Source organism: Stenotrophomonas sp. CASM106, from assembly GCF_049384825.1.
In the GTDB taxonomy this organism is placed as follows: Bacteria; Pseudomonadota; Gammaproteobacteria; order Xanthomonadales; family Xanthomonadaceae; genus Stenotrophomonas; species Stenotrophomonas muris.
The window spans coordinates 639,065-663,755 of sequence record NZ_JBMRFS010000003.1; the positions used below are offsets into that span (position 1 = coordinate 639,065).

General features: G+C 67.9%; 18 protein-coding genes and 1 pseudogene. 8 read left to right on the forward strand and 11 right to left on the reverse strand.

Annotated features, from left to right (window positions below; translation table 11 throughout):
• Positions 1-13 precede the first annotated feature (13 nt).
• The 5 genes from VG556_RS10370 to VG556_RS10390 form a co-directional block, all read right to left on the reverse strand.
• Entirely contained in the window at positions 14-1,372 is a 1,359-nt protein-coding gene (locus tag VG556_RS10370) for a type II and III secretion system protein family protein (protein ID WP_100450229.1), read from the reverse strand.
• An 18-nt stretch (positions 1,373-1,390) separates the two neighbouring features.
• Complete coding sequence (gene cpaB, locus VG556_RS10375) at positions 1,391-2,425, reverse strand: Flp pilus assembly protein CpaB (protein ID WP_100450228.1); 1,035 nt, start codon at positions 2,423-2,425, stop codon at positions 1,391-1,393.
• A 25-nt stretch (positions 2,426-2,450) separates the two neighbouring features.
• On the reverse strand, positions 2,451-2,927 hold the full coding sequence (locus VG556_RS10380; RefSeq protein ID WP_100450227.1) for a TadE/TadG family type IV pilus assembly protein: 477 nt from the start codon (positions 2,925-2,927) through the stop codon (positions 2,451-2,453).
• Positions 2,924-3,469 carry an A24 family peptidase gene (locus VG556_RS10385; protein ID WP_100450226.1) on the reverse strand — a complete coding sequence of 182 codons (546 nt, stop codon included), beginning with the start codon at positions 3,467-3,469 and terminating at the stop codon, positions 2,924-2,926. Before VG556_RS10385 ends, VG556_RS10380 begins: the two co-directional genes overlap by 4 nt.
• An 89-nt stretch (positions 3,470-3,558) precedes the next feature.
• Entirely contained in the window at positions 3,559-3,747 is a 189-nt protein-coding gene (locus VG556_RS10390; protein WP_005416979.1) for a Flp family type IVb pilin, read from the reverse strand.
• Positions 3,748-4,440: 693 nt separating this feature from the next.
• Between VG556_RS10390 and VG556_RS10395 the strand changes: the two are divergent.
• The 4 genes and pseudogenes from VG556_RS10395 to VG556_RS10410 all read left to right on the forward strand — a co-directional run bounded on the left by VG556_RS10395 (position 4,441) and on the right by VG556_RS10410 (position 12,539).
• Positions 4,441-5,420 (forward strand): annotated as a pseudogene (locus VG556_RS10395) (helix-turn-helix domain-containing protein).
• A gap of 235 nt (positions 5,421-5,655) precedes the next feature.
• Positions 5,656-11,223, forward strand: a complete 5,568-nt coding sequence (locus VG556_RS10400) for an ESPR-type extended signal peptide-containing protein (RefSeq protein WP_100450225.1) — start codon at positions 5,656-5,658, stop codon at positions 11,221-11,223.
• 61 nt (positions 11,224-11,284) lie between these two features.
• Positions 11,285-12,127 carry an OmpA family protein gene (locus VG556_RS10405; protein WP_100450224.1) on the forward strand — a complete coding sequence of 281 codons (843 nt, stop codon included), beginning with the start codon at positions 11,285-11,287 and terminating at the stop codon, positions 12,125-12,127.
• Positions 12,128-12,275: 148 nt separating this feature from the next.
• Positions 12,276-12,539 (forward strand): DUF6959 family protein, encoded by a 264-nt coding sequence (locus tag VG556_RS10410; protein ID WP_223224455.1) that lies wholly within the window; start codon positions 12,276-12,278, stop codon positions 12,537-12,539.
• Positions 12,540-12,619: 80 nt separating this feature from the next.
• Here VG556_RS10410 and VG556_RS10415 read toward each other — a convergent pair whose 3' ends face one another.
• Complete coding sequence (locus tag VG556_RS10415; RefSeq protein ID WP_049407423.1) at positions 12,620-13,447, reverse strand: class I SAM-dependent methyltransferase; 828 nt, start codon at positions 13,445-13,447, stop codon at positions 12,620-12,622.
• 63 nt (positions 13,448-13,510) lie between these two features.
• On the opposite strand from VG556_RS10415, the gene VG556_RS10420 reads away from it, so the two are divergent.
• Positions 13,511-13,918 (forward strand): MerR family transcriptional regulator, encoded by a 408-nt coding sequence (locus tag VG556_RS10420; RefSeq protein WP_049407425.1) that lies wholly within the window; start codon positions 13,511-13,513, stop codon positions 13,916-13,918.
• A 73-nt stretch (positions 13,919-13,991) separates the two neighbouring features.
• Here VG556_RS10420 and VG556_RS10425 read toward each other — a convergent pair whose 3' ends face one another.
• From VG556_RS10425 to VG556_RS10435, 3 genes are all read right to left on the reverse strand, one after another.
• Positions 13,992-14,708, reverse strand: coding sequence for an MgtC/SapB family protein (locus VG556_RS10425; protein ID WP_014647448.1), 717 nt, complete (start codon positions 14,706-14,708; stop codon positions 13,992-13,994).
• 101 nt (positions 14,709-14,809) lie between these two features.
• Positions 14,810-16,582, reverse strand: a complete 1,773-nt coding sequence (locus tag VG556_RS10430; protein ID WP_046431088.1) for a chloride channel protein — start codon at positions 16,580-16,582, stop codon at positions 14,810-14,812.
• A 62-nt stretch (positions 16,583-16,644) separates the two neighbouring features.
• Positions 16,645-18,726 (reverse strand): TonB-dependent receptor family protein, encoded by a 2,082-nt coding sequence (locus VG556_RS10435; RefSeq protein WP_100450223.1) that lies wholly within the window; start codon positions 18,724-18,726, stop codon positions 16,645-16,647.
• 131 nt (positions 18,727-18,857) lie between these two features.
• Between VG556_RS10435 and VG556_RS10440 the strand changes: the two genes are divergently transcribed.
• Positions 18,858-19,778 (forward strand): M14 family metallopeptidase, encoded by a 921-nt coding sequence (locus VG556_RS10440; protein ID WP_100450222.1) that lies wholly within the window; start codon positions 18,858-18,860, stop codon positions 19,776-19,778.
• An 86-nt stretch (positions 19,779-19,864) separates the two neighbouring features.
• On the opposite strand, the gene VG556_RS10445 is transcribed toward VG556_RS10440, so the two are convergent.
• Positions 19,865-20,716, reverse strand: a complete 852-nt coding sequence (locus VG556_RS10445) for a LysR family transcriptional regulator (protein ID WP_100450221.1) — start codon at positions 20,714-20,716, stop codon at positions 19,865-19,867.
• A 162-nt stretch (positions 20,717-20,878) separates the two neighbouring features.
• Between VG556_RS10445 and VG556_RS10450 the strand changes: the two genes are divergently transcribed.
• Both VG556_RS10450 and VG556_RS10455 read left to right on the forward strand, forming a co-directional pair.
• Complete coding sequence (locus VG556_RS10450) at positions 20,879-21,232, forward strand: SMR family transporter (protein WP_010485170.1); 354 nt, start codon at positions 20,879-20,881, stop codon at positions 21,230-21,232.
• Complete coding sequence (locus VG556_RS10455) at positions 21,232-21,555, forward strand: DMT family transporter (RefSeq protein WP_005409978.1); 324 nt, start codon at positions 21,232-21,234, stop codon at positions 21,553-21,555. Before VG556_RS10450 ends, VG556_RS10455 begins: the two co-directional genes overlap by 1 nt.
• A 133-nt stretch (positions 21,556-21,688) precedes the next feature.
• Here the strand turns inward: VG556_RS10455 and VG556_RS10460 are convergent, their stop codons facing one another.
• Complete coding sequence (locus VG556_RS10460) at positions 21,689-24,637, reverse strand: TonB-dependent receptor (RefSeq protein ID WP_111144223.1); 2,949 nt, start codon at positions 24,635-24,637, stop codon at positions 21,689-21,691.
• Positions 24,638-24,691 lie beyond the last annotated feature (54 nt).

The window sequence follows — 24,691 nt, forward strand, 5'->3', positions numbered from 1 at the left end:
AGGCATCATGGAGTCAGCGCGAGAATCCGGGCACCGGGTCCTGGCTAACCGGACCCAGCAACCAGGAACCCCACTCGGGGAGATGCGGCCTGGCTTCGCGCTCGCCGGGCAGCGGCAGTTCGGTGTTGCGCGCCAGTGGCTGCACCAGGCGCGGGGTGACGATGATCACCAGCTCCTTGTCCTGGCGCTTGTAATCGAAGTTACGGAAGAACGAGCCGATGATCGGCAGGTCGCCCAGCAGCGGAATCTTGCTGACGTTGGAGACGATGTTGGAGCTGACCAGGCCCCCGATGACGAAACTCTCGCCATCACCCAGCTCGACGGTGGTGTCGGCGCGGCGGGTGGTGATCGAGGGAATCTGCACGTTGTTGAGCACAATGGCATTGCTGTAGTCCAGGTCGCTCGCTTCGGGCGCTACCTTCAGCGCGATGCGGTTCGCTGCCAGCACGGTCGGGGTCACGGTCAGGCCGATGCCGAACGGCTTGTAGGTGATGGTGGTAGTGCCAAGCCCCTGCGGTTCCAGGATCGGCAGTTCGCCACCGGCCAGGAAACTGGCGCTCTGCCCGGACAGCGCCACCAGCGTCGGCTCGGCCAGTACGCGGGCCATGCCATTGGCCTGCAGCAGTTCGACATCGGCGTTCCACAGCCCCTTGGTCGAGCCGAAAACAAGGCGGAATGCCGAGGAAATCGGCGAGACGGCCTCGTTGCTGCTGTTGCCTTCCTTCATGCCGGGCAGCAGGCCGGTGTTGCCCGGCAACCCGGTGCCGGGCCGCGCGAAGCCGTAGGCGAAGCCGCCGTTGCGGTTCTGAAAGTTGATGCCGATCTGCTTCATCGCGGTCTTGTTGAACTCGACCACCTTGACCTCGACCTGGACCACACCGCCGCTGCTGATGGTGGACGTATCGGCAAGCGCACCTTCCTTGCCCAGTGCCATCGCCGCCGTGCGTTGTTCCTGCATGTGCGAGAGCACGCTGTCAGTGCTTCCCTGCAAAAGGCCCTGCTGGTCCTGCTGGGTGAACACCAGATCGTTGCCGCCGGTGCTGGCCGCACCCTGTACGGCGCTCTGCACCCGTACTGTCACCCGTTGCGGCTCGGCCTGCTTGCGGTGCCACAGCAGCAGGGTGGTGGTGCCGGGCATCCTGCCCACCAGCAGCGCCTGGCGCTGGCCGCGCAGCATCACGATGTCGGCAACGCCGGAGTCGGCAATGGCCACCCGTTCCAGGTCGGCCGGCAGGTTCCAGGGACGCTGCTCACGGGCCTGCAGCACCAGGTCATCGGCGGCCACGCTCGTTGCCGGTGCCAGCAGCACCAGCAGCAGGGCCAGCCACCGCTGGCGGGGAGAAAGGCGTGGACGGCGGCGACGTTCGGTCATGGATGCGCTCGATGCAGGTCAAAGGGAGCCACGGGGGGCGGAACTGTCGCCACGGATGATCTCGATACCCGAAGCGCGCGGGGCGCTGCGACGGGGCGCCGGCGCACGCGCGGGTGCATCCGCGTTGCTGCGTGGCGGGGCACTGCCGCGGCCGGCCAGCGCGTCGCCGTCGATACCGGCGAAGGCGTGGTTCTCCGGGCGCTGCAGTGCCAGCTGCTGCTCTGCGTCGAGCCCACGCAGCGGATCGATCACGCCGCGCGACTGAGGGAACAGTGCGAGGTCGGGCAGGCCCGTATCAGCGGGATTGCGCAGCGCCAGGAACAGCTTGCCCTGCTGCGCACCCAGCAGCAGTCGATTGGCGTCGGCCACCGGTACCGCCAGCACCGCGCTGCGCGCGGGTTGCGGGGCTTCATTGCTGCTGTGGCTGCCGCCACTGCCGGTGATGTCGGCCGCGCGCGGGTCGTTGCGGGTGTCGGCCTCGCTATTGGAGGTGGCTTCCGAGGCGACCGGCACGATGTCCTGCTGCCCATAGCTCAGCACGCGCAGGCGCGACAGCAGCAGGCGCGTCTGCGCGGCTTCGGCGGGGCTGTTGATGCTGGGCTGGGCATTGCGCAGGTTGAGGAAGACGTCGACGAAGTCACCGGGAAGGATGCGGTTGCCGGCACCAACCAGTTCGTCCACGGGCACGGCCAGTGCGCGCTCGCCCGGCCGCAGCTGCAGCGAGAAGCCCTGTGCCAATGCGCTGCTGCTGACCGGGCTGCCTTCGGCAATGTCCTGCACCGGCACCTTGCCGACCACGGCGGCGATGCTGGTGGCGGCACCGGCGACGGGGGAGGTGCGCTGGGCCAGGCGCAGGTCGTTGGCGCTGATCGGCTCGCCCGCGGGCAGGCGCGCCACGGCTTCCACCACCGCAATGGCCTGCACTTCGTTGTGCGCGATCGGCGCGGCCGTGACCGGTGCCGCCGGTTTGCGCCCGATCATGAAGGCGATCAGCGCCAGCAGCACGGCCAGGCCGATCAGGGCGACGGCAGCGATGCGGGTCAACTTGAGCATGGAACCGTCTCCAAAATACCGGTCATCAGTTGCCGCTGCCGAGATCGAGCTGGGCGACCGCGACGCTGCGGATGGGAGCCTGCATCACCCACTTGTAGAGCGTGGCGGTGCCGGGCAGGAAGGGATGGCTGGCGTAGTCGTAGCTGACTGTCACGGTCATGCACTGGGCCGTGGCCAGGCCGGCGCAGGGCGCCTGCGCGGACACTACGATGGCATTGCTGCCCCCCGCGCTGCAGTCCACGTTCTGCCTGGAGAACTGCAGCAGCCATTGCATCGAGGTGCGTGCGGCGACGCAGGCGGCGGTGCGCCGTTCGCCGGCCGTGCCGTAGCGCAGCGAGGCGCGCGCGCCTTCGGCCGAGGCGGTGGCCAGGGTCTGCTGTGCTGCCATGATCATCACCCCGGAGAAGGTGAACAGCAGCAGCGGCAACAGGCCGAGCATCAGCATCAGGGCGAACTCGATGCTGGCGACGCCGCGTTGCCGGCGCGGGCTGCGGATGTTCATTGTGCACCTCCGTAGATGCTTGCCAGCACCCAGCCGATGGCGGCGAGTGCGAGGTAGGCGGCATAGGGAATGCCACGTCGTCCCTGGCGTGCGGCCTGCATGTCGCGCAGGGCCGGATGCGCGTGCCATTGCGTGCTGGTGCGATTCACCTGCATCTGCAGGTGGCCGGGCAGCAACACGCCCAGGCGCCGGCCCGCCAGCACCAGCACGGCGTGCAACCCGGCGGCGAGGCTGGCGACCAGCCAGACCGGCAGCAGCGCCTGCCAGCCCAGCATCAGCCCCAGCACGGCAAAGAACTTCACGTCGCCGGCGCCCATCCAGCGCAGGGCATAGAACGGCAGCAGCGCCAACAGGCCGAGCGCCGCGCCAGCAACGTGGGGCAACCACGGCTGGCGCGGCGCACTGAACTGGCCGAAGACGATCACCACGGTGGCGATCACGCAAGCGGCGATCAGCCAGGCGTTGGGCACCCGACGGGCATACAGATCACTGATCGCGATCCGCAGGCATACGCCGATGGCCAACAATCCCAGCAGTGTCATCGCACACTCCGTCGTCCGTCACTGGACGGTCTTCGCCTGGTTCCATGCGCCCCACCGTCGCGGCTCTGCCGGCCGCGCGCGGTCGCCGCTCAGGTCGTCGAGCCCGACGCCTTGGTGGCCAGTGCGGAGAGGTTCTTGAACAGCGTTTCGAAGAACCCCTTGATCTGGTCGTTGCCGACCGCGATCAGGACACCAGCGATGACGGCAGCCAGCAGCCCGTACTCGAGCGCGGTGACACCGTCTTCTTCCTTCAGGAATTTGCGGATCGATGCGTTCATGACCAATGTCTCCCTCTACCTGTCTGCGGATGCAGTACACCTGCGTTGGGCGGTGGCCCGGCTCCGCCGGGATCGTCCGTGGGCCTCCGCGCGTCCTGGCGGAGGAGGCACGGCGGGATGGACCCGCTGTGCTCAAGCAGGGCGATCGTCTCCAGGCTGGCCGCCAGCCGCACGGTCGCGACCGCTCGGCCCGGGGCCGGTGGTCGAGGCATCCAATGATGCGTGCGTGGTCATGCTGTCCCCCTGGGTGCGGCCGGATCAGTTGGCCGGATCACCGTGCTATCGACTTTGCCTGAATGGACGTTGGCTGCAACAGGAACCTATATGCAAATTCGGCAGAAACCCCGGGATGCTGAAACTTTCAGGCCGTTTCTGTGACGAGAATCCTTTCGAAGGCAAAACGATTCATGGTCGTGCAGATTATGTGATTTCCATTTTCCGGCGCATGCGAGGACCGTGCCAATGGTGCCGACATTTTCTTCATCTGTGTATCTTTTTTCTTCATTGCAGCCCGCGGGTTTACCTTCGCCGATTATCGGGCATACTCGCATTCAAGCTGTTGCATTTCCATGGTTGGCCGCATCGGAGCCGATGCGGCCTGCACGACAACGGAAGTGGTTTCTGGATCGCTGCGCGCCCTGTCAGGCAGTGGGGGCCGCATCGCATGGCGGATCAACGGGGGACAACACTGTCATGGTCGATGGTGGGGTAGGAGACAGCGGCGACAGCGGCCTGCGGTCGATAGACCTGGCCACGCTGAGCGGCGTGCTTCGTGTCTGTGATGTCGAACTGCTGCTGCTCGATGGCAATGGGCCACGTGCGGCATTCGCTTCGCGCGTGCACGAGGAAGCCCTGTTCTGCAGCATCAGCTGCGGTTTCCACTGCCGCGGCCGTTTCATGCTGCCGCCGGACTGGGCGATGCTCGGGTACCTGCACGCCACCGATGAGACGCTGAGCTGGTGCCATGGCGTACCGCTCACGCCGGGGATGGCGTTGACGATCATGCCGGAAGGCATCAGTGAGTTCACCCTGAGCCCAGGCACGCACTGACCCTGATGCTGCTGCCGGTGGCACGGGTGCAGCGCAAGCTGACCGAACTGAGCCTGCGCAGCACGCCTCCCGCTGGCCAGGCACTGTCACTGTTCAATCTGGCCAGCGAAGGCACGCCGTTGGCACGCCACTACCAGCAGCTGCACCTGCAGCTGGGGCAGGGTGCAGGCCTGCAGCCGGAAGAAACTGAAACCCTGCTGCACGAGCATGTGCAGGCCCTTCTGGGTGCCGGTGCGGCGGATCGCCCGGGTTGCAGCCGTGCACGGCGTACGCATTATCTGATCGCACAGCGGGCAGAGAACTTCATGCGGCTCAACCTGCGCCGCAATATCTACATGAATGAAATCTGCGATGCGGCTGGGGTCAGCGAGCGCGGCCTGCGTTATGCGTTCGAGGACCTGTTTGGAACCTCGCCCAACCGGTATCTCTCCATGCTGCGCCTGTGCGCGGCCTGCCGCAGCCTGTCGATGGCCGATTCCAGCCGTCGCTCGGTGAAAGCCATCGCCCTCAGCTGCGGCCTGTGGGATCTTTCGCGCTTCGCCGACAATTACCGCAAGGTATTCGGCGAACTGCCGCGCGATACCCTGATGCGCGCGCCCGCGCAGATCGGCCAACCGGCCTGAGCCAAGCCCCGCAAGGGTTTTCGCGGCATTCGTGCCGGAATTGCACATCCGCTTGCCGATCATGTTGCCGCTTCTGCATAAACGGCTGCCGATTCCGGCCGTGGATTTGCCGGAATGCGCGATTGCCGTGCCGGATTGAAGTGCGCCGCCACCGTTGCAACCGCTGAAATGTCAGTCACCTGCCTAACGGCAAGTCCACTGACATTCCAGTTGTTCGCCTACGGGGGAAATGCTCATGAACCGCATCTACCGGCGTGTATGGAACCGCCAGCTCAATGCTCTGGTTGTGGCCTCGGAACTGGCCACCGGCGACAGCGGCGGCGGCGCCGCACGCGATCCGCGCGCCTTCCTGCTGATGCCCACCGCGCTGGTCCTGGCACTGCTGTGCGCGCTGGCCAGCGGCCACGCAGGGGCATCGGAAACCAATCAGTCGCTGCGCGACCTGCAAGCGCTTGCGGCGAAGTATGCGCAGCCGATGCCGGTCAAGGTCGATGCGGAAGTGGCCTTGGCTGCCGCCGCGCGACAGGCGCAGAGCAGCCCCGCGATCAGTGCGGACGCTCGCCTGGGCCTGCAGTTGAACACCACATCGCTGCCGGTGGTGCGTGACGTATTGCCGGCCGCCGTGCAGGTGAAGCTGGCAGCGAACACCACGCCGAAGCAGGTGGCCGTGCCGGCGCTGGCGGCCGATGTACGCGCCACTGTCGGCCTGGGCAACACTGCGATCAAGGCGGCACAGGTGGATGCATCGCTGGCAGCGCACGTTGCGCCGGGCGCGCAGGCGCCGCTGGGCGTGGCTGCCGATGCGCGCGCCAGGGCCAAGGTCGGCATCGCTGGCCATCAGGTCGCTTCGATCGATTCGGGTGCCCAGGCGGCAGCGGGCCTCAGCGGTTCGTCCCTGAAGGCCTCTGTCGACGGCGACACCGACGCGCATCTGGCGGTGGCTGGCCATCACATCGAGGGGCAGGGCCAGGCCCGGGCGACGGCGGCGGTCACGCTGCCGGCCAAGGAGGAACTGCCGGGTGACACGCATGATCGCGCCATCAGTGCCGCGTTCGATGCCGGCGCCGCGGGCAAGGTGCGCGTGCAGGCGCCGGACGGCCAGGAAGTAGTCGCCGATCGCAACCTGAAGCTGGCCGGGCAGGCAACCGTAGCCGCGCAGCACAGCGCGCTGGGCGTCGGCGGTCTGGTGGGCGGAGCAGTGGATGCTGTCGGCGGGACGCTTCACGGTGCCGCGGGTGCGGTCGGTAGCACGGTGGGTGGTGCGCTGAACGGCACCGTTGGCACGGTTGGCGGTGCAGTGGGCGGCGCTCTGAACGGTACTGTCGGAACAGTCGGTGGCGCAGTGGGCGGTGCACTCAACGGCACAGTCGGCGCGGTCGGCGGTGCAGTGGGTGGCGCTCTGAACGGTACTGTCGGAACAGTCGGTGGCGCAGTGGGCGGTGCACTCAACGGCACAGTCGGCGCGGTCGGCGGTGCAGTGGGCGGCACGCTCAACAACACAGTCGGCGTGGTCGGTGGTGCAGTTGGCGGTGCTCTGAACGGCACGGTCGGCACAGTTGGCGGCGCCGTGAGCGGCGCGCTCAACAACACGGTCGGTGCGGTCGGTGGTGCTGTGGGCGGAGCTCTGAACGGCACCGTTGGCCAGGTCGGCAGCGCAGTCGGTGGTGCAGTTGGCGGTGCTCTGAACGGCACGGTCGGCACAGTTGGCGGCGCAGTCGGCGGTGCACTGAACGGCACCGTCGGTACCGTCGGCGGTGCGGTGGGCGGAGCTCTGAACGGCACCGTTGGCCAGGTCGGCGGCGCAGTGGGTGGCGCTCTGAACGGGACTGTCGGTACGGTCGGCGGTGCAGTGGGCGGCACGCTCAACAACACGGTAGGCGCAGTCGGTGGCGCTCTGAACGGCACTGTCGGTACCGTCGGCAGTGCGGTGGGTGGCGCACTGAACGGCACTGTCGGCCAGGTCGGCGGTGCAGTGGGCGGCACGCTCAACAACACGGTGGGCGCAGTCGGTGGCGCATTGAACGGTACCGTCGGCAGTGCGGTGGGTGGCGCTCTGAACGGCACTGTCGGCCAGGTCGGCGGTGCAGTGGGCGGCACGCTCAACAACACCGTCGGCACGGTCGGCAGCGCAGTGGGCGGCATTCTCAACGGCACCACCGGTAGCCCCGGCACAGGCCTGGGCGGCGTGCTGGGAAGCACGCTGGGCAACGTAGGCAGCGCGGTGGGCAACCTGCTCAACGGCAATCTCAATGGCACCGTCGGCAACCTGGGCAGCGCCGTGGGTGGCCTGGTGGGTGGCACGCTCGGCAGTCTCGGCCTGACCCAGCCGTCGGCGATCCCGCCGACCAGCCCGAAGGCACCGGCGCCGGCCGACCCGAATGCCGGCCTGATCATCGGCACCGGTGGCCTGGTCGGCAATGTCGGCCAGCTGATCGGGCCGACCACCACCAGCCTGTTCGGCGGCGATGGTTACGTCAGCAACGGCAATCTCAAGCTGAGCAACGCCAACGTCATGCAGACCTATTCGGCCGTCAACGTGCTGGGTCTGCCGGTGGTCAACCTGTCACCGGTCGGCAGCACGCTCAACGGCCTGGGTGGCGCCGCCACGGGCGGCAGCTCGCACCTGACCCTGATCGGTGGCGTCACCTCCGACAGCTATATCTACAACATCAACAACGGCAATCCCGGTGGCCTGCTGGGCCTTCTTCTGCCGACCGATTCGCCGGCGTGGGCGGCCAAGTGCCTGGACATCGCGCTGGCCGACATCTCCTGCTGGGCCGTCAACGCGGCGCAGGACTACCAGGTGCTGATGGGTGACGGCGCCTTCGCCAACGGCTCCAAGGAAGTGGTGATCGGTGCCAACGCACGGCATGAGCTGCCGAAGGTCGATGCCAACGTCGCCTTCCCCGGTGATGGCGTGAACGATCCCAGCAACCCGACCGGCGTGCCGACGGCCGACTATGCCGCGCGCATGGGCCATTCGGTGATCGTCGGCGACAGTGCCGTCGGCACCGCCAACGGGCAGACCCTGCTGGGTGCCGAGTCCACCTCCAACCAGGCCAACTCGGTCGCGCTGGGCTACCGCTCGGCCGCACTGCGTGGCGCGCAGGCCAGCTACAGTGCCTACGGCCTCACGGCGCCGCAGGTCTCGGCCGGTGAAGTATCGGTGGGCACCGCCGGCGGGGGCGAGCGCCAGATCACCAACGTGGCTGCGGGCAGCGGCAACACCGACGCGGTCAACGTAGCGCAGTTGAAGGGGGCCATCAGCCTGATCAATGGCGTGGCCGATGCCGCGGTGACCTACGATCTGGACGCCGGCGGCAACCCGAACTACCGCCGGGTCACCCTCGGTGCAGGCACCGGCACCACCACCATCGGCAACCTCGCCGCCGGTGCGGTCACCGCGGGCAGCCTCGAGGCCGTCAACGGTGGCCAGCTGGCGGCAACGAACAGCGCGATCGCCAGCTTCTTCGGTGGTCGTGCGGCCTTCGATCCTGCCAGCGGCATCTTCACCGCACCGCTGTTCGAGATCAGCACGATCTCCACCACCGGCGCCATCGCCCAGGGCCTGTACACCAACGCCACCGATGCCTTCGCGGCGGTGGATGGTTCGCTGGTCAACCTCAACACGCAGATCACCGATATCCGCAACGGCGGTACCAAGTACCTGCGGGTGAACTCGACCGGTACCGAGGCCGTGGCCAGCGGCGCCGATTCGATCGCGGTCGGCACCAATGCGCGGGCGACGGCAGCCAACAGCATCGCAGTGGGTGCGGGAAGCCTTGCCGATCGTGCCAACACGGTTTCCATCGGTGCCGCTGGCGCAGAGCGTCAGGTCATCAACGTGGCGGCCGGTACCGCGGCCACCGATGCGGTCAACGTGGGACAGCTGCAGGCCTCGGAGCAGGGGGCACTGCGCTATGACCTCAACGCCGATGGCAGCGTCAACTATGCCAGCGCCACGCTGGGCCAGGCCGGCACCGCCACCACGCTGCGCAATCTCGGCCCGGGCCAGGTCAGCGCCACCAGCAGCGAGGCCATCAACGGGGCCCAGCTGTTCGCCGCCAACCAGGCCGTGGCCACCCACCTCGGCGGTGGTGCTGCGGTCAGCGCCAGCGGCGTGCTGACCGCACCGACGTACTCGATCAACAACGTCGCCGCCAACGGCACAGTGACCAAGGGCAGCTACAACGACGTCGGCACCGCCTTCGATGCGGTCAGCAACTCGCTGGCCAACGTTGCCGATCAGACCGGCGAGATCGACAAGCTGGCCGTGAAGTACGATGTCGACGGCAGTGGCAACGTGCTCAACAGCGTGACGCTGACGGGCACCGGTACCGGTGCGGTGAAGATCACCAACGTCGCCGCCGGCAGCATCCTGGCCGGCAGCAGCGATGCCATCACCGGCGACCAGCTGTTCAGCACCCACAGCACCATCGCCAACTACTTCGGTGGCACCACCGCCTACAACGGCACCACCAACGCGTGGACCGCGCCGACGTTCAGCATCTCCAGCATCGCCACCGATGGCACTTTCACCAGCGGCGACTACAACAATGTCACCGCCGCCTTCACTGCGGTGGACGGCTCGCTGAAGGTCCTCAACCAGCGCATCACCAACGGCGGCGGTGGCAGTGCCTACCTGGCGGTGAACTCGACGGCAGCGGCCGCAACGGCGGCCGGGGCGGAGGCGGTGGCGGTCGGCCCGCAGGCCAGTGCGGCCGGTGCCAACAGCGTGGCGGTCGGCAACGGCGCCAGCGCCAGTGCCGGCAACAGCGTGGCACTGGGTGCCGGTTCGGTGGCCAGCGTCGGTGCGCAGAGCGGCTATACCGGCGCCTACGGCCAGGCCGGTGCCAGCAACTCGGCCGGTGAGGTCTCGGTCGGCAGCAGCGGCAGCGAGCGCAAGATCACCCACGTTGCCGACGGCTCGGACACCTACGACGCGACCAACGTCGGCCAGCTGAAGAACGGCGTGAATTACGCCATCGACGAGTCGAAGAAGTACACCGACCAGAAGATCCAGAACATCACCAACGTGGCGGGCAGCTTCCGCGCCAACAACACCAACAACCTGGCCGATCCGTCCGCCAGCGGCGCCAACTCCGCCGCCGGTGGTGCAGGCTCCACTGCCGCCGGTGCCAACTCGACCGCGCTCGGCAATGGTTCACAGGCGCAGGCCGACAACTCGGTGGCATTGGGTGCGGGTTCGGTGGCAAACCGGGCCAACACGGTCTCGGTGGGTGCCAGCGGCGCCGAACGCCAGGTGGTCAACGTGGCTGACGGCTCGCAGGCCACCGACGCGGTCAACGTGCGCCAGCTGCAGGCGTCGCAGCAGGGCACCATCCGCTACGACACCACGGTGAACGGTGCGACCAACTACAACAGCGTCACCCTGGGCAGCACCAGCAGCGGCCCGACCACGGTGCGCAACGTTGCCGCTGGCACCGCCGGTACCGACGCGGTCAACGTGGATCAGCTGAAGTCTGGCATGGCGCAGACCCTGGACTGGTCCAAGGCCTACACCGACGAGCGCATGGGTGGCTTCGAGCGCGACCTGCGCAAGACCGACAACCGTGCTTCGGCCGGTATCGCCTCGGCGATGGCCACCGCAGCGCTGCCGCAGCCCAGCGAGGCCGGCCGCAGCATGGCCTCGATCGCGGCTGGCAGCTACAACGGCGAATCGGGCGTGGCGCTGGGCATCTCCGGTGTCTCCGAAGGCGGGCGCTGGATCTACAAGTTCAGCGGTTCGACCAACAGCCGTGGCGAGGCCGGCGTGGCCGTCGGTGCCGGCATCCAGTGGTGATCCCCGCCGCCGGGCCGCACCCGCGGCCCGGCATCGCGGAAACGTCTACAGGGGGAATGACATGAAACAGCATCGCATCGCCCGCGCCGGCCAACGTGCCGCTACGCTGGGCCTGATCCTGGGGATGGGCCTGCTGGCCGCCTGCCGCAGCCATGCGCCGGCCACCGACGGTCCTGCCGAGGCCACCGCCGTGCAGTTCCCGGAGGCCTCCAGGGCCTCGTTGAAGGAAGGCATCTATCCGGACGTCGCCGACCTGCGCCGCTTCGCGCCGGGCATGAGCAAGCGGCAGTTGTACACGCTGCTGGGCACGCCGCATTTCAACGAAGGCATGTGGGGCGTGCGCGAGTGGAACTACCTGTTCAACTTCCGCACCGCGCAAGGTGCGGAGTATTTCACCTGCCAGTTCCAGGTCCGCTTTGACAGCAAGGGCATCGCCCAGGCGGGTTACTGGAAGCCGGAATCGTGCGCGGCCGTGCTGGAGCCGCCGCGGCCACCGGTCCCGCCGGCACCGGCACCGGCACCGCTGCCGGAACAGCCGCTGCGGCTGTCGGCCGACGCGTTGTTCGGCTTCGACAGCGCGGTGCTGAGCGCGGAAGGGCAGCAGGCGGTGCAGGGCATCCTGGCGCAGGTACGCGAAGCCGCACAGGTGCAGTCGATCAGGGTGACCGGCTATACCGACCGTATCGGCAGCGCCAGCTACAACCAGGCGCTGTCGCAGCGCCGCGCCGAGGCCGTGCGCAGCGCGCTGGTGCAGGGCGGCGTGCCTGCGGCCAGCATCAGCGCCGAAGGACGCGGCGCGGCTGAGCCGATCGTGCAGTGCGGGCAGCGCAACCGGCGCGAGCTGATTGCCTGCCTGGCGCCGAACCGGCGCGTGCAGATCGCCGGGATGGCACAGCCCCGTTGACCCTCCTGCGCCGGGGCGGTGCCCCGGCATCCCGAGTCCCCCCTGACCGCCGGCAGGCGTGGCAACGTCTCCCCCGTCGTCCACGCCTGCCTGCGGCTCAGGTCTTCAAACGGTGCACGCGATGAATGCCCAATTCCTGCCACTCTCCATGAAGACGGAAGCTACGCTCAGCGTGTACGGCCAGCTCGGCAACCATGCCGTGGTGCGCATCCCGGGCCGGCGCCTGCCCGGCCTGATCCTGCAGGCCGATACCGTGGCAGGGTTCCTGGCCCAGCTGCAGGAAGCACAGGCCTGCCTGCGCAGCGGCCGCGCACAGCGCACCGACGCCGAGCTGGACATGCTGATCGACGTGCTGCAGCAGTGGTACGCCTTGATCGAATCGCGCCTGGCCGACGCCGGCGAGGCGCTGTAAAGAAAAAGGGGACGGAGGGGATTAAGTCGTTTCCTGCACACGCGGGGCAAGAACGACTTAATCCCCTCCGTCCCCTTTTCCTACGCGCGGGCGCGGACCAGCCAGCAGGCGGCATCCACGCGTACGCGGTCGCCTTCGATGAACGGCGCGAATGCAGCCAGCGCCTGGTGGCGAAGCACGGCGGCACGGGCTTCCGGCATTGAGCGCAGGGCCAGCCCCAACGGGCCCAGCTGGCCGACATAGGTGGGCAGGTCTTCGCGGGCGATCGAGCAGGACAGGTCTACCGCAACCACCTCCACATCCTTCCAACCGGCGGCCTGCACAAGCCGCTGTACCTGCCCGCCGTCGGCGAAGGCGAACTGTCCCGGCGCGCCGGGTACCCGGGGCGGCAGATCCAGTGCATCGCCGATGGCGCGCTCGGCCGTGGTCATGAATGGATTCTCGTCGGCACTGCGCCAGGCGATGAAGCGCAGCCCAGCGCCGGGTGTCGCGGCACGATGCAGGTTGGCGAACGCGGCCTGGCTGTCCTCGAAGAACATCACGCCCAGCCGCGACTGGATCCAGTCGAAGTGCGCGGACGGCAGAGGATGGCGCTGCGCGTCTGCCACGATGAAGTCCGCGTCCAGTCCCGCAGCCTCGGCGCGCTGGCGGGCCAGCGCCAGCATCGGCGCGGAGATGTCCAGGCCGGTGCTGTGTGTCGCCGGGCGTGCGGCGGCTGATGCCAGCAGGCTGGCACCGGTACCGCAGCCTACATCCAGCAGTTGCGTGACGGTCTCCGGAAGTTCGGCCACCAGCAGGTCGGCCATGGGCTGGAACAGGCCATCGAGAATGGCCTGCTGCGCAACCCAGACCTGGCCGCCAGGACCGTTCCACAGGGCGCTCTGATCAACGGGGGGTGTACGGGTCATGGTCTTGCCTTGCAGGGAAGTCGCCCATAGGTTGGCGCTTGAAGGTCACTTGAGGTCAAGCCCGTGCGTGAACTGGATATCGGCGAAGTGGTCAAGCGCAGTGGCGTGCCGGCCTCGACCCTGCGTTACTACGAACAGCTTGGGCTGCTGCAGGCAGTGGGCCGTCGCGGCCTGCGCCGGCAGTACGACGAGCAGGTGCTGGAGCGGCTGGCACTGATCGGCCTGGGCCAGGCGGCCGGGCTGTCGCTGCAGCAGATCGGCGCATCGCTGCCACCGCAGCGCGGATGCCTTACGCTGGATCGTGAGGCCCTGCTGGCGCAGGCTGATGTGCTGCAGCAGCAGATCATCCAGCTGCAACGGGTACGCCGGCACCTGCAACGTGCGGCGGCCTGCCCGCAGGCACAGGATGCCCGGAAGTGCGGCTCGTTCCGGAAGCTGCTGCGGGCACAGCAGCGCATGGCGGGTGGGTGAGAGAAGCGTATCCACGCATGGCGTGAATCTACTGCAGCACGACCTCGGCAGATCCACGCCCTGCGTGGATGAATCAATCGCGGGTGCTGACTTCCCACGTGGCATGCAGCACCCCCGGCACGTGCTCCATCCGTGCCAGCACCAGATCCAGCTCGTCGGCACTGACCGCGGTACTGACCAGCACCGCGATCACGTCGGTAGGCGCGTCGGCATGCTCGACCACCTGCACATCGCCCACCGGATACTGCGCGGCCTCCAGCGCATCGACCAGTCGCTCGCGCACCCGCGGTACGGCTTCGGCATCCACGCTCAGGCGCACTTCGTAGGTGGCTTCGGTCGCCGCCTCGTTGATCGGGATGCGGTTGATCGCATTCACCAGCGGCCGCAGCAGCGTGTTGCCGGCGATGATCAGCACGGTCAGCAGCACGCCCTCGGCCAGCATGTCCGCGCCGGTGCAGCTGCCGACCGCCGCCGAGCACCACAGGGTGGCGGCGGTGTTCAGGCCGCGCACGTTCATGCCTTCCTTCATGATCACGCCGGCGCCGAGGAAGCCTACACCGGAGACCACGTAGGAGATCACCCGTACCGCCTCGGCGCTGCCGGCGATGCGCATGCCCAGGTCGACGAAGGCGGCGGCGCCCACTGCCACCAGCACGTTGGTGCGCAGGCCGGCGGTGCGTTGGCGGTACTGGCGCTCGGCGCCGATCAGCGTGCCCAGCACGAAGGCGGCCAGCAGGCTGACCACGGTGTCGGCGAAGGGACCGGCCTGGAAGGTCTCAATGAAGCGCATGGCCGGAGTCTACCCGGTCGAGGTGACAGTAGATCCACGCCATGCGCGGATTTCGAAAGTGTCAGAAACGACTTAATCCCCTCCGTCCCCTTTTTGTGGGGTCAGTCGGTGTCGTCGACGCGCTCGCCCATCAGTTCGCGCTGGCGCTTGTCCAGTTCCTCGGCGTAGCGCTTGCGGACGAAGGCTTCAGAGACCACGCCCAGGACCTGGCCGTCGGCGGCGACCACGGCCAGTTCATCGGCCTGGGTCTGGTCGAAGCGCTGCATCACGCTGACCACGTCCGCGGCCGGTGACAGTGACACGTCACGGTTCTCGGCCAGCTCGCCGATCATGGTCTCCGGCTTCACGCCGTCGCCGTAGACGCGCGGAATCTGCACGATGCCTGCGTAATGGCCTTCGCTGTCGATCAGGATCACCCGGCTGCCCGAACCCAGCGGGAAGCGCTGGCGGAACGTGGCGGCATCGAGATCGGCCGGCGCGGTAGCCACGCCCTTGCGCATCAGCCGGCCGGCGTTGAGGTTCTGCACCCAGCCCACGTCGCGTGCGCTCTTGATGGTCTCGCCGCGCAGGTGCATGCGCCAGGTCGAGAACGAATAACCGAACCACTGCCGTACCAGCGTGCTGGAGACCAGCACCGCACTCATCACCACGCTGGTCAGCAGGAAGTCGTGGGTGCCTTCCAGCACCAGCATGGCCATGGTCATCGGTGCGCCGACCACGGCGGCGGCCAACGCTGCCATGCCAGCCAGCGCGGCGGACGTGGCGTCGATCACCGGCACACCAGTGGCCATCGCCAGCAGGCCGGCGAACAGGGCGCCGACCAGGGTGCCCATGAACAACGAGGCGAAGAACAGGCCGCCGCGGAAACCAAACCCGAGCGAGATGCCCGAGGCCAGGCACTTCAGGGTCAGCAGGCCGCCGATCCAGATCAGCGGCAGGTGCGTGGTCAGGTCCAGGTGCAGCGCGCCATGGCCGGACGACAGCACCTGCGGGCTGGCCAGGGCCAGCGGAATCAGCAGCAGGCCGCCCACCACCGGCCGACCCCAGGCAGGCAGCGGGCTGCGCTTGACCGTGCCTTCGATCGAGGCGATCAGCCGCATCACCGCGATGCCGACCATCGCGCAGCAGCAGCCAAGCAGGCCGTAAATGGCGTAGTCGGCGGCGCGGACATCAATCGTCGAGGCAGCCGGCAGCAGGTAGGGCTCGATGCCGGCCTGGTCGGCCACGAATGCACCTGCCAGCGCGGCCACCGCCACCGGCGCCAGTGCGGCCGGGGTGTAGGCGCCGATGACGATCTCGAAGGCGTAGAACGCGCCGGCCAGTGGCGCCCCGAAGGCGGCCGCGATGGCACCGGCGGCACCGGCGCCGACCAGGATGCGCACGTCGTTGCGGCGCAGGCGCATCACCCTGCCCAGCTGCGAGCCGCTGCCCGCTCCCATCTGCGTATACGAAGCCTCCAGCCCGACCGAGGCGCCGCAGCCATTGGACAGCAGGGTCTGGGTCAGCACGATGAGGTTGTCGCGCATCGACATGCGCCCGCCATGCAGGGCATTGGCTTCGACCGCATCGAGCAGGGGCCGCTTGAGCCGGGTCGCGGCCAGGCTGACCAGGCCGACCAGCAGGCCACCCAGCGGCAGCACCAGCAGTGCGGTCCAGGTCAGCGCGGGCAGGGAGCTCAGGCGCATGCCGTCGTCGAGCCCGTACAGGGTGCCCTGCAGCCAGCGTGCGATGCCGGACTGCAGCAGGGTCAGGTAGCCGGCGATCAGGCCGACCAGCAGGGCAAGCGCGATGAACCACAGGTCGCTGCCGCGCAGGCGCAGGCGCAGGCCCTGGAAGGCCAGATGCAGGCGCGATGGCGAAACAGGCAGTGACATGGTGGCGGCATGATACGCCGCCACCGTGGTCGCCGCCGTCACTGCATCGGGCGGTTACCGCGTCAGAAGCGGTAGCGGCCCTGCACGTAGAAGGTGCGTGGCGCAGCCACCATGCGGCCGGCGTTGCCATCGACGTTGCGGGTGTACCAGCGCTTGTCGGTCAGGTTGTTCACGCCCAGCGCGATCTCGCTGTCGTCCAGCCCCGGCACCTGCCAGGCCACCTGCGCGTTCCACAGGCGCACGCCCGGCACGCGGCCCACGCGCGCGTCAGCGGTTTCTTCCCAGGTGTTGGCGGCATCGGAGAACTGGCCGCTCTGATGGGTGCTGGAGACATTGAAGGTCCAGCCGGCCAGTGCGTAGCGGGCGCCGACGCTGTCGGTGTCGCGCGAGTAGAAGGGCACGTCCAGGCCGCGGTTGTCACCGGACTGCTGGATCGCCTGGGTCCAGGTGTAGTTGGCGTACAGCTCCAGCCCGGCCAGCGCACTGTCCTCGGCGAAGTGGTACTCCAGCGCGCTCTCCACGCCCTTGTGGTCGGTGGCGCCGATGTTCTGGAAGGTCGGTGGGGTGATCCCCGGCACCTGCAGGATCTGGTTGTCGAAGCGCATCTTGAACACGGTCACTTCCGCGCGCAGTGCGCCGTCCTGCCAGCGCGCGCCCAGTTCGGCGGTCTTTGCCACTTCCGGTTTGAGCGGATTGCTGGCGGTCTGGGAATTGAGCTGGATGTTCTGCACCGGCCCGAACGAGGTGGTGTAGTTGCCGAACACAGTCAGCCGCGGCGTCAGCAGGTAGGCGATGTTGAGCGAGGGCAGGGCCTTGTCGTTGCGGCTGCTGAAGGTCGCCGTGCCACCGGCCTGGCGGCGGTCCATGTCGATCCATTCCATGCGCACGCCCGGGGTGATCCGCCACTGGCCGATCGCGATGCGGTCGTCGATGTAGAACGCATGGGCATCGGTCGCGTTGTCGAAACGGGTGGTGGCACTGGCCACGCCGGTGCGGCGGCTGACGGTGTAGCTGCGGTCGTTGCCGCGTTCGCGCAGGAAGCGGTAGCCGGCGGTGATGTCGTGCACGCTGGCGCCCCAGTGCAGGCGCTGGGTGTAGCGCGGCTCGATGCCAAGCACGCGGTAATCGCGCGGCTGCACGGTCAACTGGGTATTGGCCGTGTTGATCAGCGAGCTGGCGCGGCTGCTTTCGTTGTAATAGGCCAGCACCTCGAACTCGCTGTTGGCCGACAGCGTGTTGGTGTAGCCCAGGTCGATGCCGGTGCGGTGGCCCTTCCAGAAATCGGTGGAGCGGGTGTTCTGGAACGGGTCGGCCTCGTACTGGGCGCGGGTCAGGCCGCCCGGCGTCAGCGAGCGCACGTCGTAGTACGACAGCTTGGCGCGCAGCTCCTGCTGTTCGTCGATGGCGTAGGCGAACTTCAGAGCGAGATCGTTGAAACGGTCATCGCTGCCCTGTCGCCAGCCGCGGCCATCCTGGCCGGAGTACAGCAGGGCCGCGCCCAGGCCGTTGTCGCCGGTACCGCCGAGGAAGGCGTTGTACTGGGTGCTGTCCCCGCCGCCATGGTCGTAGGCGGTGTAGCGCACGCCCGCTTCGCCGTGCAGGCCTGCCTCGGTGGGAATGGCGCGGGTGCTGAAGTTGATGATGCCGCCCACGTTCTGCGGGCCGTAGCGCACCGCGCCGCCGCCTCGCACCACGTCGATCGATTCGATGTTGGACAGGCTGGTCGGTGCGAACGACAGCTGCGGCTGGCCATACGGCGCTACCGCCAGCGGCACGCCGTCCAGCAGTACGGTCGAGCGTGGCGAGTAGCGCCCGGTCAGGCCGCGCACGCCGATGTTCAGCGAGACCGAGCTGCCGGCCGTACCGGAGTTGTCGGTGACCTGCACGCCGGGGATGCGGCGCATGGCATCGCCGATGCTGGCCGCGCCGCTGGCCTCGATGCGCTGGCGGTCGACCACCGTGCGCGCGCCGGCGAAGCGCTTCACGCTGTCATGCAGGCCGGTACCCAGCCAGCTGCCAGAGACCTGGATGCTGTCGAGCGTGGTAGCGCCGTCCTGGGCGAAGACGCTGGCGGCCGGAAGCAGGCACAGGGTGAGGGCGGCGGCCAGGGGCAGGCGGGCCGGTTGCAGGGCGTGGATGGGCATCGGTGCAGGCTGTGGAAGGTCCTAAATGAGAATTATTGCTGATTCCATTCGCCAATGGAATGCGCGTCGGGTTCATGCCGTTGCCCCGGTGATAGAGTGGGCGATTGCTTCCTGACTCGCCGAGATCCGCCATGTCCCAAGCCGCCTTCTACCCCGTCGGAACTCCTGGCCAGCCGTGGGGAGCGGCGGAACGGGAGCTGTGGCGTGGTCGCCAGCAGCGCCTGCGTCGCTATGACCAGGAGGTGCTGCCGCGCATCGAGGCGCTGGCCTCGCGTTTCGACAAGGTGGCCTATGGCAAGCTCGACTACGCTGGCGAGACCTATACGTTGTTCGCCCTGCGCAGCCGCGACTGGAACCCGGCGCTGCCCGCCGCGCTGGTTACCGGTGGCGTGCACGGCTATGAGACCAGTGGCGTGATGGGCGCGCTGGAGTTCCTCGAAAAGCACGCCGCCGACTATGCCGGCAAGGCCAACCTGCTGGTGGCGCCGTGCGTGAATCCGTGGGGCTTCGAGCGCATCAACCGCTGGAACTTCGATGCGATCGACCCGAACCGCAACTTCCGCGCCGATGGCCCGGCCCGCGAGTCGACCGCGCTGATCGAGCTGGTTGCACCGATCAAGGGACAGTTCGTGCTGCACATCGACCTGCACGAGACCACCGACAGTGATGAAAGCGAGTTCCGCCCGGCGCTGGCCGCGCGTGACGGCAAGCCGTTCGAGCCGGGCCTGATTCCGGATGGCTTCTACCTGGTGGATGACAGCGAGGCCCCGCAGCCGGCCTTCCAGCAGGCGGTCATTGCCGCCGTGGAGAAGGTCACCCATATCGCCGCCGCCGACGACAAAGGCGAGATCATCGGTTCGCCGGTGATCGCCCACGGCGTGATCGAGTATCCGCTGGTGAAGCTGGGCCTGTGCGCCGGCATTACCGGCGCGAAGTACACCACCACCACCGAGGTCTACCCGGACAGCCCGCGGGCCACCCCGCAGCAGTGCAACGACGCACAGGTGGCAGCGGTGTGCGCGGCGCTGGATTACGCGCTCGCCCATCGCTGACAGATAAAAGGGGACGGAGGGGATTAAGTCGTTTGTGCCCCAGTACCGCCGGGGCACAAACGACTTAATCCCCTCCGTCCCCTTTTTCACCCCAACGCGTCGGCCCACCAGAGTGCGGCTGGGCCTGGCGGCGTGTCGCGTCGCCACAGCAGGTCGCTGTGGATGCGCCGCGGCCAGCCGGGCAGCACCAGTTCCACCAGCCGCCCACGGTCATAGCGCTGCACCAGCGCCCGCGGCAGTTCGGCCCAGCCGATGCCGTCCTCGGCCATCTCCATCACCATCAGGTAATCGGTGGCGGTCCACGCGAGGCCGGTGACCAAGCGGGTCTGATCGACTTCCGCGCTCAGGCGCACCTGCCGATGCCGTGCCAGTTGTGCGGCGGCGCGACGCCCGGCGCTGGCCAGCGGGTGTCCGCGCGCCACGTACACCGACAGTTCGCTGTGGTGCGCCAGCGGCCGCGCCACCAGCCCATCGGGATAGCGCTCCTGCCTGGGCAGCAGGCCCAGCGCGGCGCGACCACTGCCGACCAGCTCCAGCACGTCCTCGCCTTCGGCATCCAGCCACTCCAGCTCGATCTCCGGGAACGCTTCGGCGAAGCGCTGCAGGATCCGCTGCTCCGGATCCAGCTGGTAGACATCGGAAAACACCACGGTCAGGCGCGGCTCGACCGGCGCGGACAGGCGCACGCTCAACTGCTGCAGGCGCGCATCGGCGGCCAGGATCTCCTGTGCGTGGCCCAGCGCCTGGCGCCCGGCCTCGGTCAGCCGCGGGTAGCGCCCGCTGCGGTCGAACAGGCTCACGCCGAGGTCGGCTTCCAGGTGGGCAATGGCGGTGCTGAAGGTCGACTGGGTCTTGCCCAGCCGCCGTGCCGCGGCCGAGAACGAGCCCAGCGCGGCAGCTTCCACGAAGGCCTGTAGGGATTCAGGGGAATAGGGCATTGATCCATCGCTCCTGTCGATGGAATCCATTTTGATACCACCGTAAAAGGCGATGATACTAACCACCGTCGCCCCTGTCTGCGAGGGGCGTTCCGGACCCTCCACGCGCGGCGTGGATCCATTGATGAGGCGGCGCGGTCCCCGTCCTGCAAGGAGTTTCACATGTCCCGTACTGTTCCCGCCCGTGGCGCGCTGGTCGCCTGGGCCTGCCTGACCGTGGCGATCGTCGCCGAAGTGGTCGGCACCTCGTTCATGGCCCACGCCGCCCGCGATGGCGGCTGGACCGGTTATCTGATCATGGCCGGTGCGCTGGCGCTGTCCTACTTCTTCCTGGCGCAGTCGGTGCGTCGCATCGCGGTGGGCGTGGCCTACGCGGTGTGGGAAGGCCTGGGCCTGACCCTGCTGACCGTGGTCGGCCTCACCGTGTTCGGCGAGAGCCTGTCGCTGCAGCAGCTGGCCGGCCTGGTGCTGGCGGTGGTGGGCATCGTCTGCGTCACCCTCGGGGAGGCACACTGATGAATACCCTGGCTCTGTTTTTCGTGATCTGTTCGGCGCTGATCGATGTCGCCGCGAACATGATGGTGGCCAAGTCGGAGGGCTTCCGCCGCTGGCGCTGGGGCGTTGGAGCGATCGTCATGGTCTGGATTGCCTTTGCCCTGCTGGGCCAGGCTGTGCGCTACATGGACCTGGCCACCGCCTACGCGATGTGGGGGGCGATCGGCGTGATCGGTACCGCCACCTGCGGACGCCTGTTGTTCGGCAACCGCCTGCGTCCGATCGGTTGGGTCGGCATCGCATTGGTGACCGTCGCGGTACTGCTGCTGAGTACCGCGAAGTAACGCGTCGCCGTGCCAACCAAGGTTGGCACCTACCGTGCTGAAGCAACCAAAGTTGGCACCTGCCAGAGCGTGAGCCGCCGCAAGCAGGCGCCCCGGGGATGATCTCCCCGGGGCGTTGCTGTTTCTGCAGCAGTCAGAAACGTGCGGTGAAGTTCAGCCGCGTGGTGCGGCCCGGGCCGGGCATCAGGCTCATCGCCAGCGTGTCCATGTAGTAGGTGTTGCGAAGGTTGCTGACCACCAGTTCCACTTCGCTGCGCGGGGTGAACTGCCAGCGTGCATAGAAGTCGTAGATCGCGGTCGGCAGGTAGATGTTCTGCAGGCCGGTCGAGCCGGTGGTGTTCCAGGGCTTGTCGAGTTCATGGGTAGGGCCGCTGTTGTAGGTGCGTCGGATGCCGGTATCCAGTCGCTTGTCGAACAGGCGGAAGCCCAGTGTGCTGTGGATCGAGTACTTCGGCGGGTTCTGCGCATTGACGAACGAGGTGCCGAAGCCGCCGTCCACGCAGTCCGGCGTGGTGTCCAGCTTGCTCCACTTCGCATACGGGTCGTCGCGCAGGCGCTTGGCGGTGGCCGCATCGCAGGTGCGCGCGCGCTGGTAGTAGCTGGCCGACAGGTCCAGGTAGGCGATGCCGGCGTCATAGCCGGACTGCAGCTCGTAACCGGACACCGTGTAGTTGTCGACGTTGTCGACGTAGAACGCCCAGTTGCTGGAATCGAAGCGGCGGGTGATGGCGTTGTCGATATCGTTCTTGAACCAGGCGACCTTGAATGCCAGGCGATCACCGTCACGCCACAGATCCTGCTTCAGCAGGCTGAAGCCGATGTCCCAGGAGCGGTTCTTTTCCGGCTTCAGGCCGGCCACCGGCGCCGAGGTGCTGTTGCCCAGCGTCGACTCGAACAGGCTGGGCATCTTCCAGCCCTGCGCGTACTTCACGTAGAAGAATGTGTCCGCGTCGAGGTTGAAGCGCGCCTCGGCATACGGCGCGAAGCCGTGGCCCGAGCGCCGGATCGCCGGCTTGTAGCCCCAGGCGGTGGGGATCTGCTTGGTATGGAAGCCATTGGCACCACGCGGATCGCGGATGAATCCGTCGAAATCGTAGGCCTGGCCCAGCGTGCTGTCGCCATAGGGCGTGGCGCGCAGCGAGTCATAGGTGTAATTGCCTTGTGCGTCCGGGTACCACTCCTTGTACCAGCCCGGCAGCAACTGGCCGCCCTTGCTCAGGCGCGCGAAGGTGTAGCGCAGGTCGCGCGATTCGCTGACAAAGGCCACGCGGTTGCGGTCGCGGGTGCGGTAGTCGATGAAGCGACCGCCGGCGGTCAGTGACAGCCAGTCCCACGGCTGCCACTGCAGCGAGGCGACCACGCTGGCTTCGCGGCGCGTGCCCGAGCGCAGGTAGCGGTTGTTGTTGTAGTCCACCGGCAGCACGGGCGAGTTCGGTGCGGTGTCTTCGTGCTGGAAGGACGCGCCGTAGCGCAGCGTCCAGTCGCCCAGGTCATTGCTGAAGCGGGTGGTGTTGCTGCTGTCCACGCCCCAACGCCGGGTCTTTACGTCCGACTGCAGCCCAGGGCCGTAAGTCTCGCCCAGCGTGTCGGGCATCTGGTCGGAGGCCATTTCCTTGAACAGCGGCGTGTTGGCGATATTGCTGTTGAACATGCGGCTGGTGGCGGTGGTGAACCACAGCGTGCTGCTCAGGTCCAGCCACGGGTGCGCCTCGGGTCGGTAACGATGGCGCAGCGAGGTGGCGTTGACCCGCATCTTGCCGGGCTCGAACTGGAACATGGTGTTGGCCTTCTCCACGTAGGTCACCCATTCGTTGGACTCGCCCACGCGGCCGATTGCCGACGGCATGATCTCGCCGAAGCTGGAGTTGAAGTAGCGATGGCTCAGCTCCAGGCGCTGGTCCGGGTTGGGTGTCCAGGTGAACTTCAGCAGCGACGATTCGTTGTCGGTGTGCGTGTTGAGCACCTCATCGCCGGGGTGGTACATGTCCGAGACCGCCTGGCTGGACATGCCGGTACCGCCGCTGGAGAGGTGCTGGTCGTCGTAGCGATGCGCGCCGTTGCTGCCGGCGAAGTAGTTGCCCTGGCGGCGTCGCGCATAGGCAGCCACCAGCTGCCAGTCCTCGCCGCGCTGGGCGAAGGCCACGCTGCCGTTCCAGTCGCGCGGGTCGCGCAGGCTGTTGCGGTTGTCGCTGCCACGCGCGATCTGCTTGAAGGTGCGGGTGCGGTCGATGCTGTTGTCGGCCACGCCGCCGCGCACACGCAGTCCCGAGGCCTGGCCGTCGTCGAGAATGTCATCGACGTTCAGCGTTTCCATGCAGACCACGCCACCGATCGCGCTGGCGGCGTTGGCGGCCAGGCTCGGCCCCTTCTCGATGCTGACCGCGCTGATCAGGTCCGGGTCGAGGTAGCTGCGCTGCTGCACGCCGGCATAGCCGCGGTACACGTCGATGGCCTGCTGGCCACCGTCGATGATCACCGGCACCCGGTTCTGGCCCTGCAGGCCGCGGATGTTGACGTCCAGCGCACCACCGTTGCGCACGTCCCCGGTGTGCACGCCGACCGCGCCGGCCAGCACGTCGCTGATCGACTGGCCGCGGAAGCGCTCCAGCTGCTGGCGATCCAGGTGCACGCGCGAGCCGCTGTCACGGTAGACCGCATCGGCATCGGCCAGGCCCCACGGCGAAGCGCCTTCGCTGGCCTGGCCGACCACACGGAGGGTGCCGATCTGGCGCACGCCGGCGTCGGTGGCCGGGGCGGCCTGCAGTACCACGCCACTGGCATCACGCTGGAAGGTCAGGCCGGTACCGGCCAGCAGCCGCGCCAGCGCGGCCTCGTCCGTGAGCGAGGCCTGCACGCCGCCGCTGTGGCGGCCACGGGTCAGCCGCGCATCGGCGGCGATGGACAGGCCGGACTGCTGGCCGAATGTGGTCAAGGCCTGGTCGAGCGGTCCGGCTGGGATCTGCCAGCGAACGGCAGCGGCAGCTTCCTGTGCATGGGCGGCGGCCGGCAACAGGCACGGCGTGGCCAGGGCCAGGCACAGCGCGATGGCCAGCGGGCGAGGGGAAGGGCAGGGTAGTTTCATGGGGGCGGCGACATCCGCAATGGGTTCCCTTGTAGTGCCCGCCGAGCGCGCGAA

Excerpts from the sequence above, each read along its gene's own strand:
- VG556_RS10445 (WP_100450221.1), bottom strand. The coding sequence starts at position 20,716 with ATGCCCTATTCCCCTGAATCCCTACAGGCCTTCGTGGAAGCTGCCGCG.
- VG556_RS10415 (WP_049407423.1), bottom strand. The coding sequence starts at position 13,447 with ATGACCCGTACACCCCCCGTTGATCAGAGCGCCCTGTGGAACGGTCCT.
- VG556_RS10385 (WP_100450226.1), bottom strand. The coding sequence starts at position 3,469 with ATGACACTGCTGGGATTGTTGGCCATCGGCGTATGCCTGCGGATCGCG.
- VG556_RS10455 (WP_005409978.1), top strand. The coding sequence starts at position 21,232 with ATGAATACCCTGGCTCTGTTTTTCGTGATCTGTTCGGCGCTGATCGAT.
- VG556_RS10460 (WP_111144223.1), bottom strand. The coding sequence starts at position 24,637 with ATGAAACTACCCTGCCCTTCCCCTCGCCCGCTGGCCATCGCGCTGTGC.
- VG556_RS10405 (WP_100450224.1), top strand. The coding sequence starts at position 11,285 with ATGAAACAGCATCGCATCGCCCGCGCCGGCCAACGTGCCGCTACGCTG.
- VG556_RS10390 (WP_005416979.1), bottom strand. The coding sequence starts at position 3,747 with ATGAACGCATCGATCCGCAAATTCCTGAAGGAAGAAGACGGTGTCACC.
- VG556_RS10410 (WP_223224455.1), top strand. The coding sequence starts at position 12,276 with ATGAAGACGGAAGCTACGCTCAGCGTGTACGGCCAGCTCGGCAACCAT.
- VG556_RS10435 (WP_100450223.1), bottom strand. The coding sequence starts at position 18,726 with ATGCCCATCCACGCCCTGCAACCGGCCCGCCTGCCCCTGGCCGCCGCC.
- VG556_RS10425 (WP_014647448.1), bottom strand. The coding sequence starts at position 14,708 with ATGCGCTTCATTGAGACCTTCCAGGCCGGTCCCTTCGCCGACACCGTG.
- VG556_RS10380 (WP_100450227.1), bottom strand. The coding sequence starts at position 2,927 with ATGAACATCCGCAGCCCGCGCCGGCAACGCGGCGTCGCCAGCATCGAG.
- VG556_RS10430 (WP_046431088.1), bottom strand. The coding sequence starts at position 16,582 with ATGTCACTGCCTGTTTCGCCATCGCGCCTGCATCTGGCCTTCCAGGGC.
- VG556_RS10450 (WP_010485170.1), top strand. The coding sequence starts at position 20,879 with ATGTCCCGTACTGTTCCCGCCCGTGGCGCGCTGGTCGCCTGGGCCTGC.
- cpaB (WP_100450228.1), bottom strand. The coding sequence starts at position 2,425 with ATGCTCAAGTTGACCCGCATCGCTGCCGTCGCCCTGATCGGCCTGGCC.
- VG556_RS10400 (WP_100450225.1), top strand. The coding sequence starts at position 5,656 with ATGAACCGCATCTACCGGCGTGTATGGAACCGCCAGCTCAATGCTCTG.
- VG556_RS10370 (WP_100450229.1), bottom strand. The coding sequence starts at position 1,372 with ATGACCGAACGTCGCCGCCGTCCACGCCTTTCTCCCCGCCAGCGGTGG.
- VG556_RS10440 (WP_100450222.1), top strand. The coding sequence starts at position 18,858 with ATGTCCCAAGCCGCCTTCTACCCCGTCGGAACTCCTGGCCAGCCGTGG.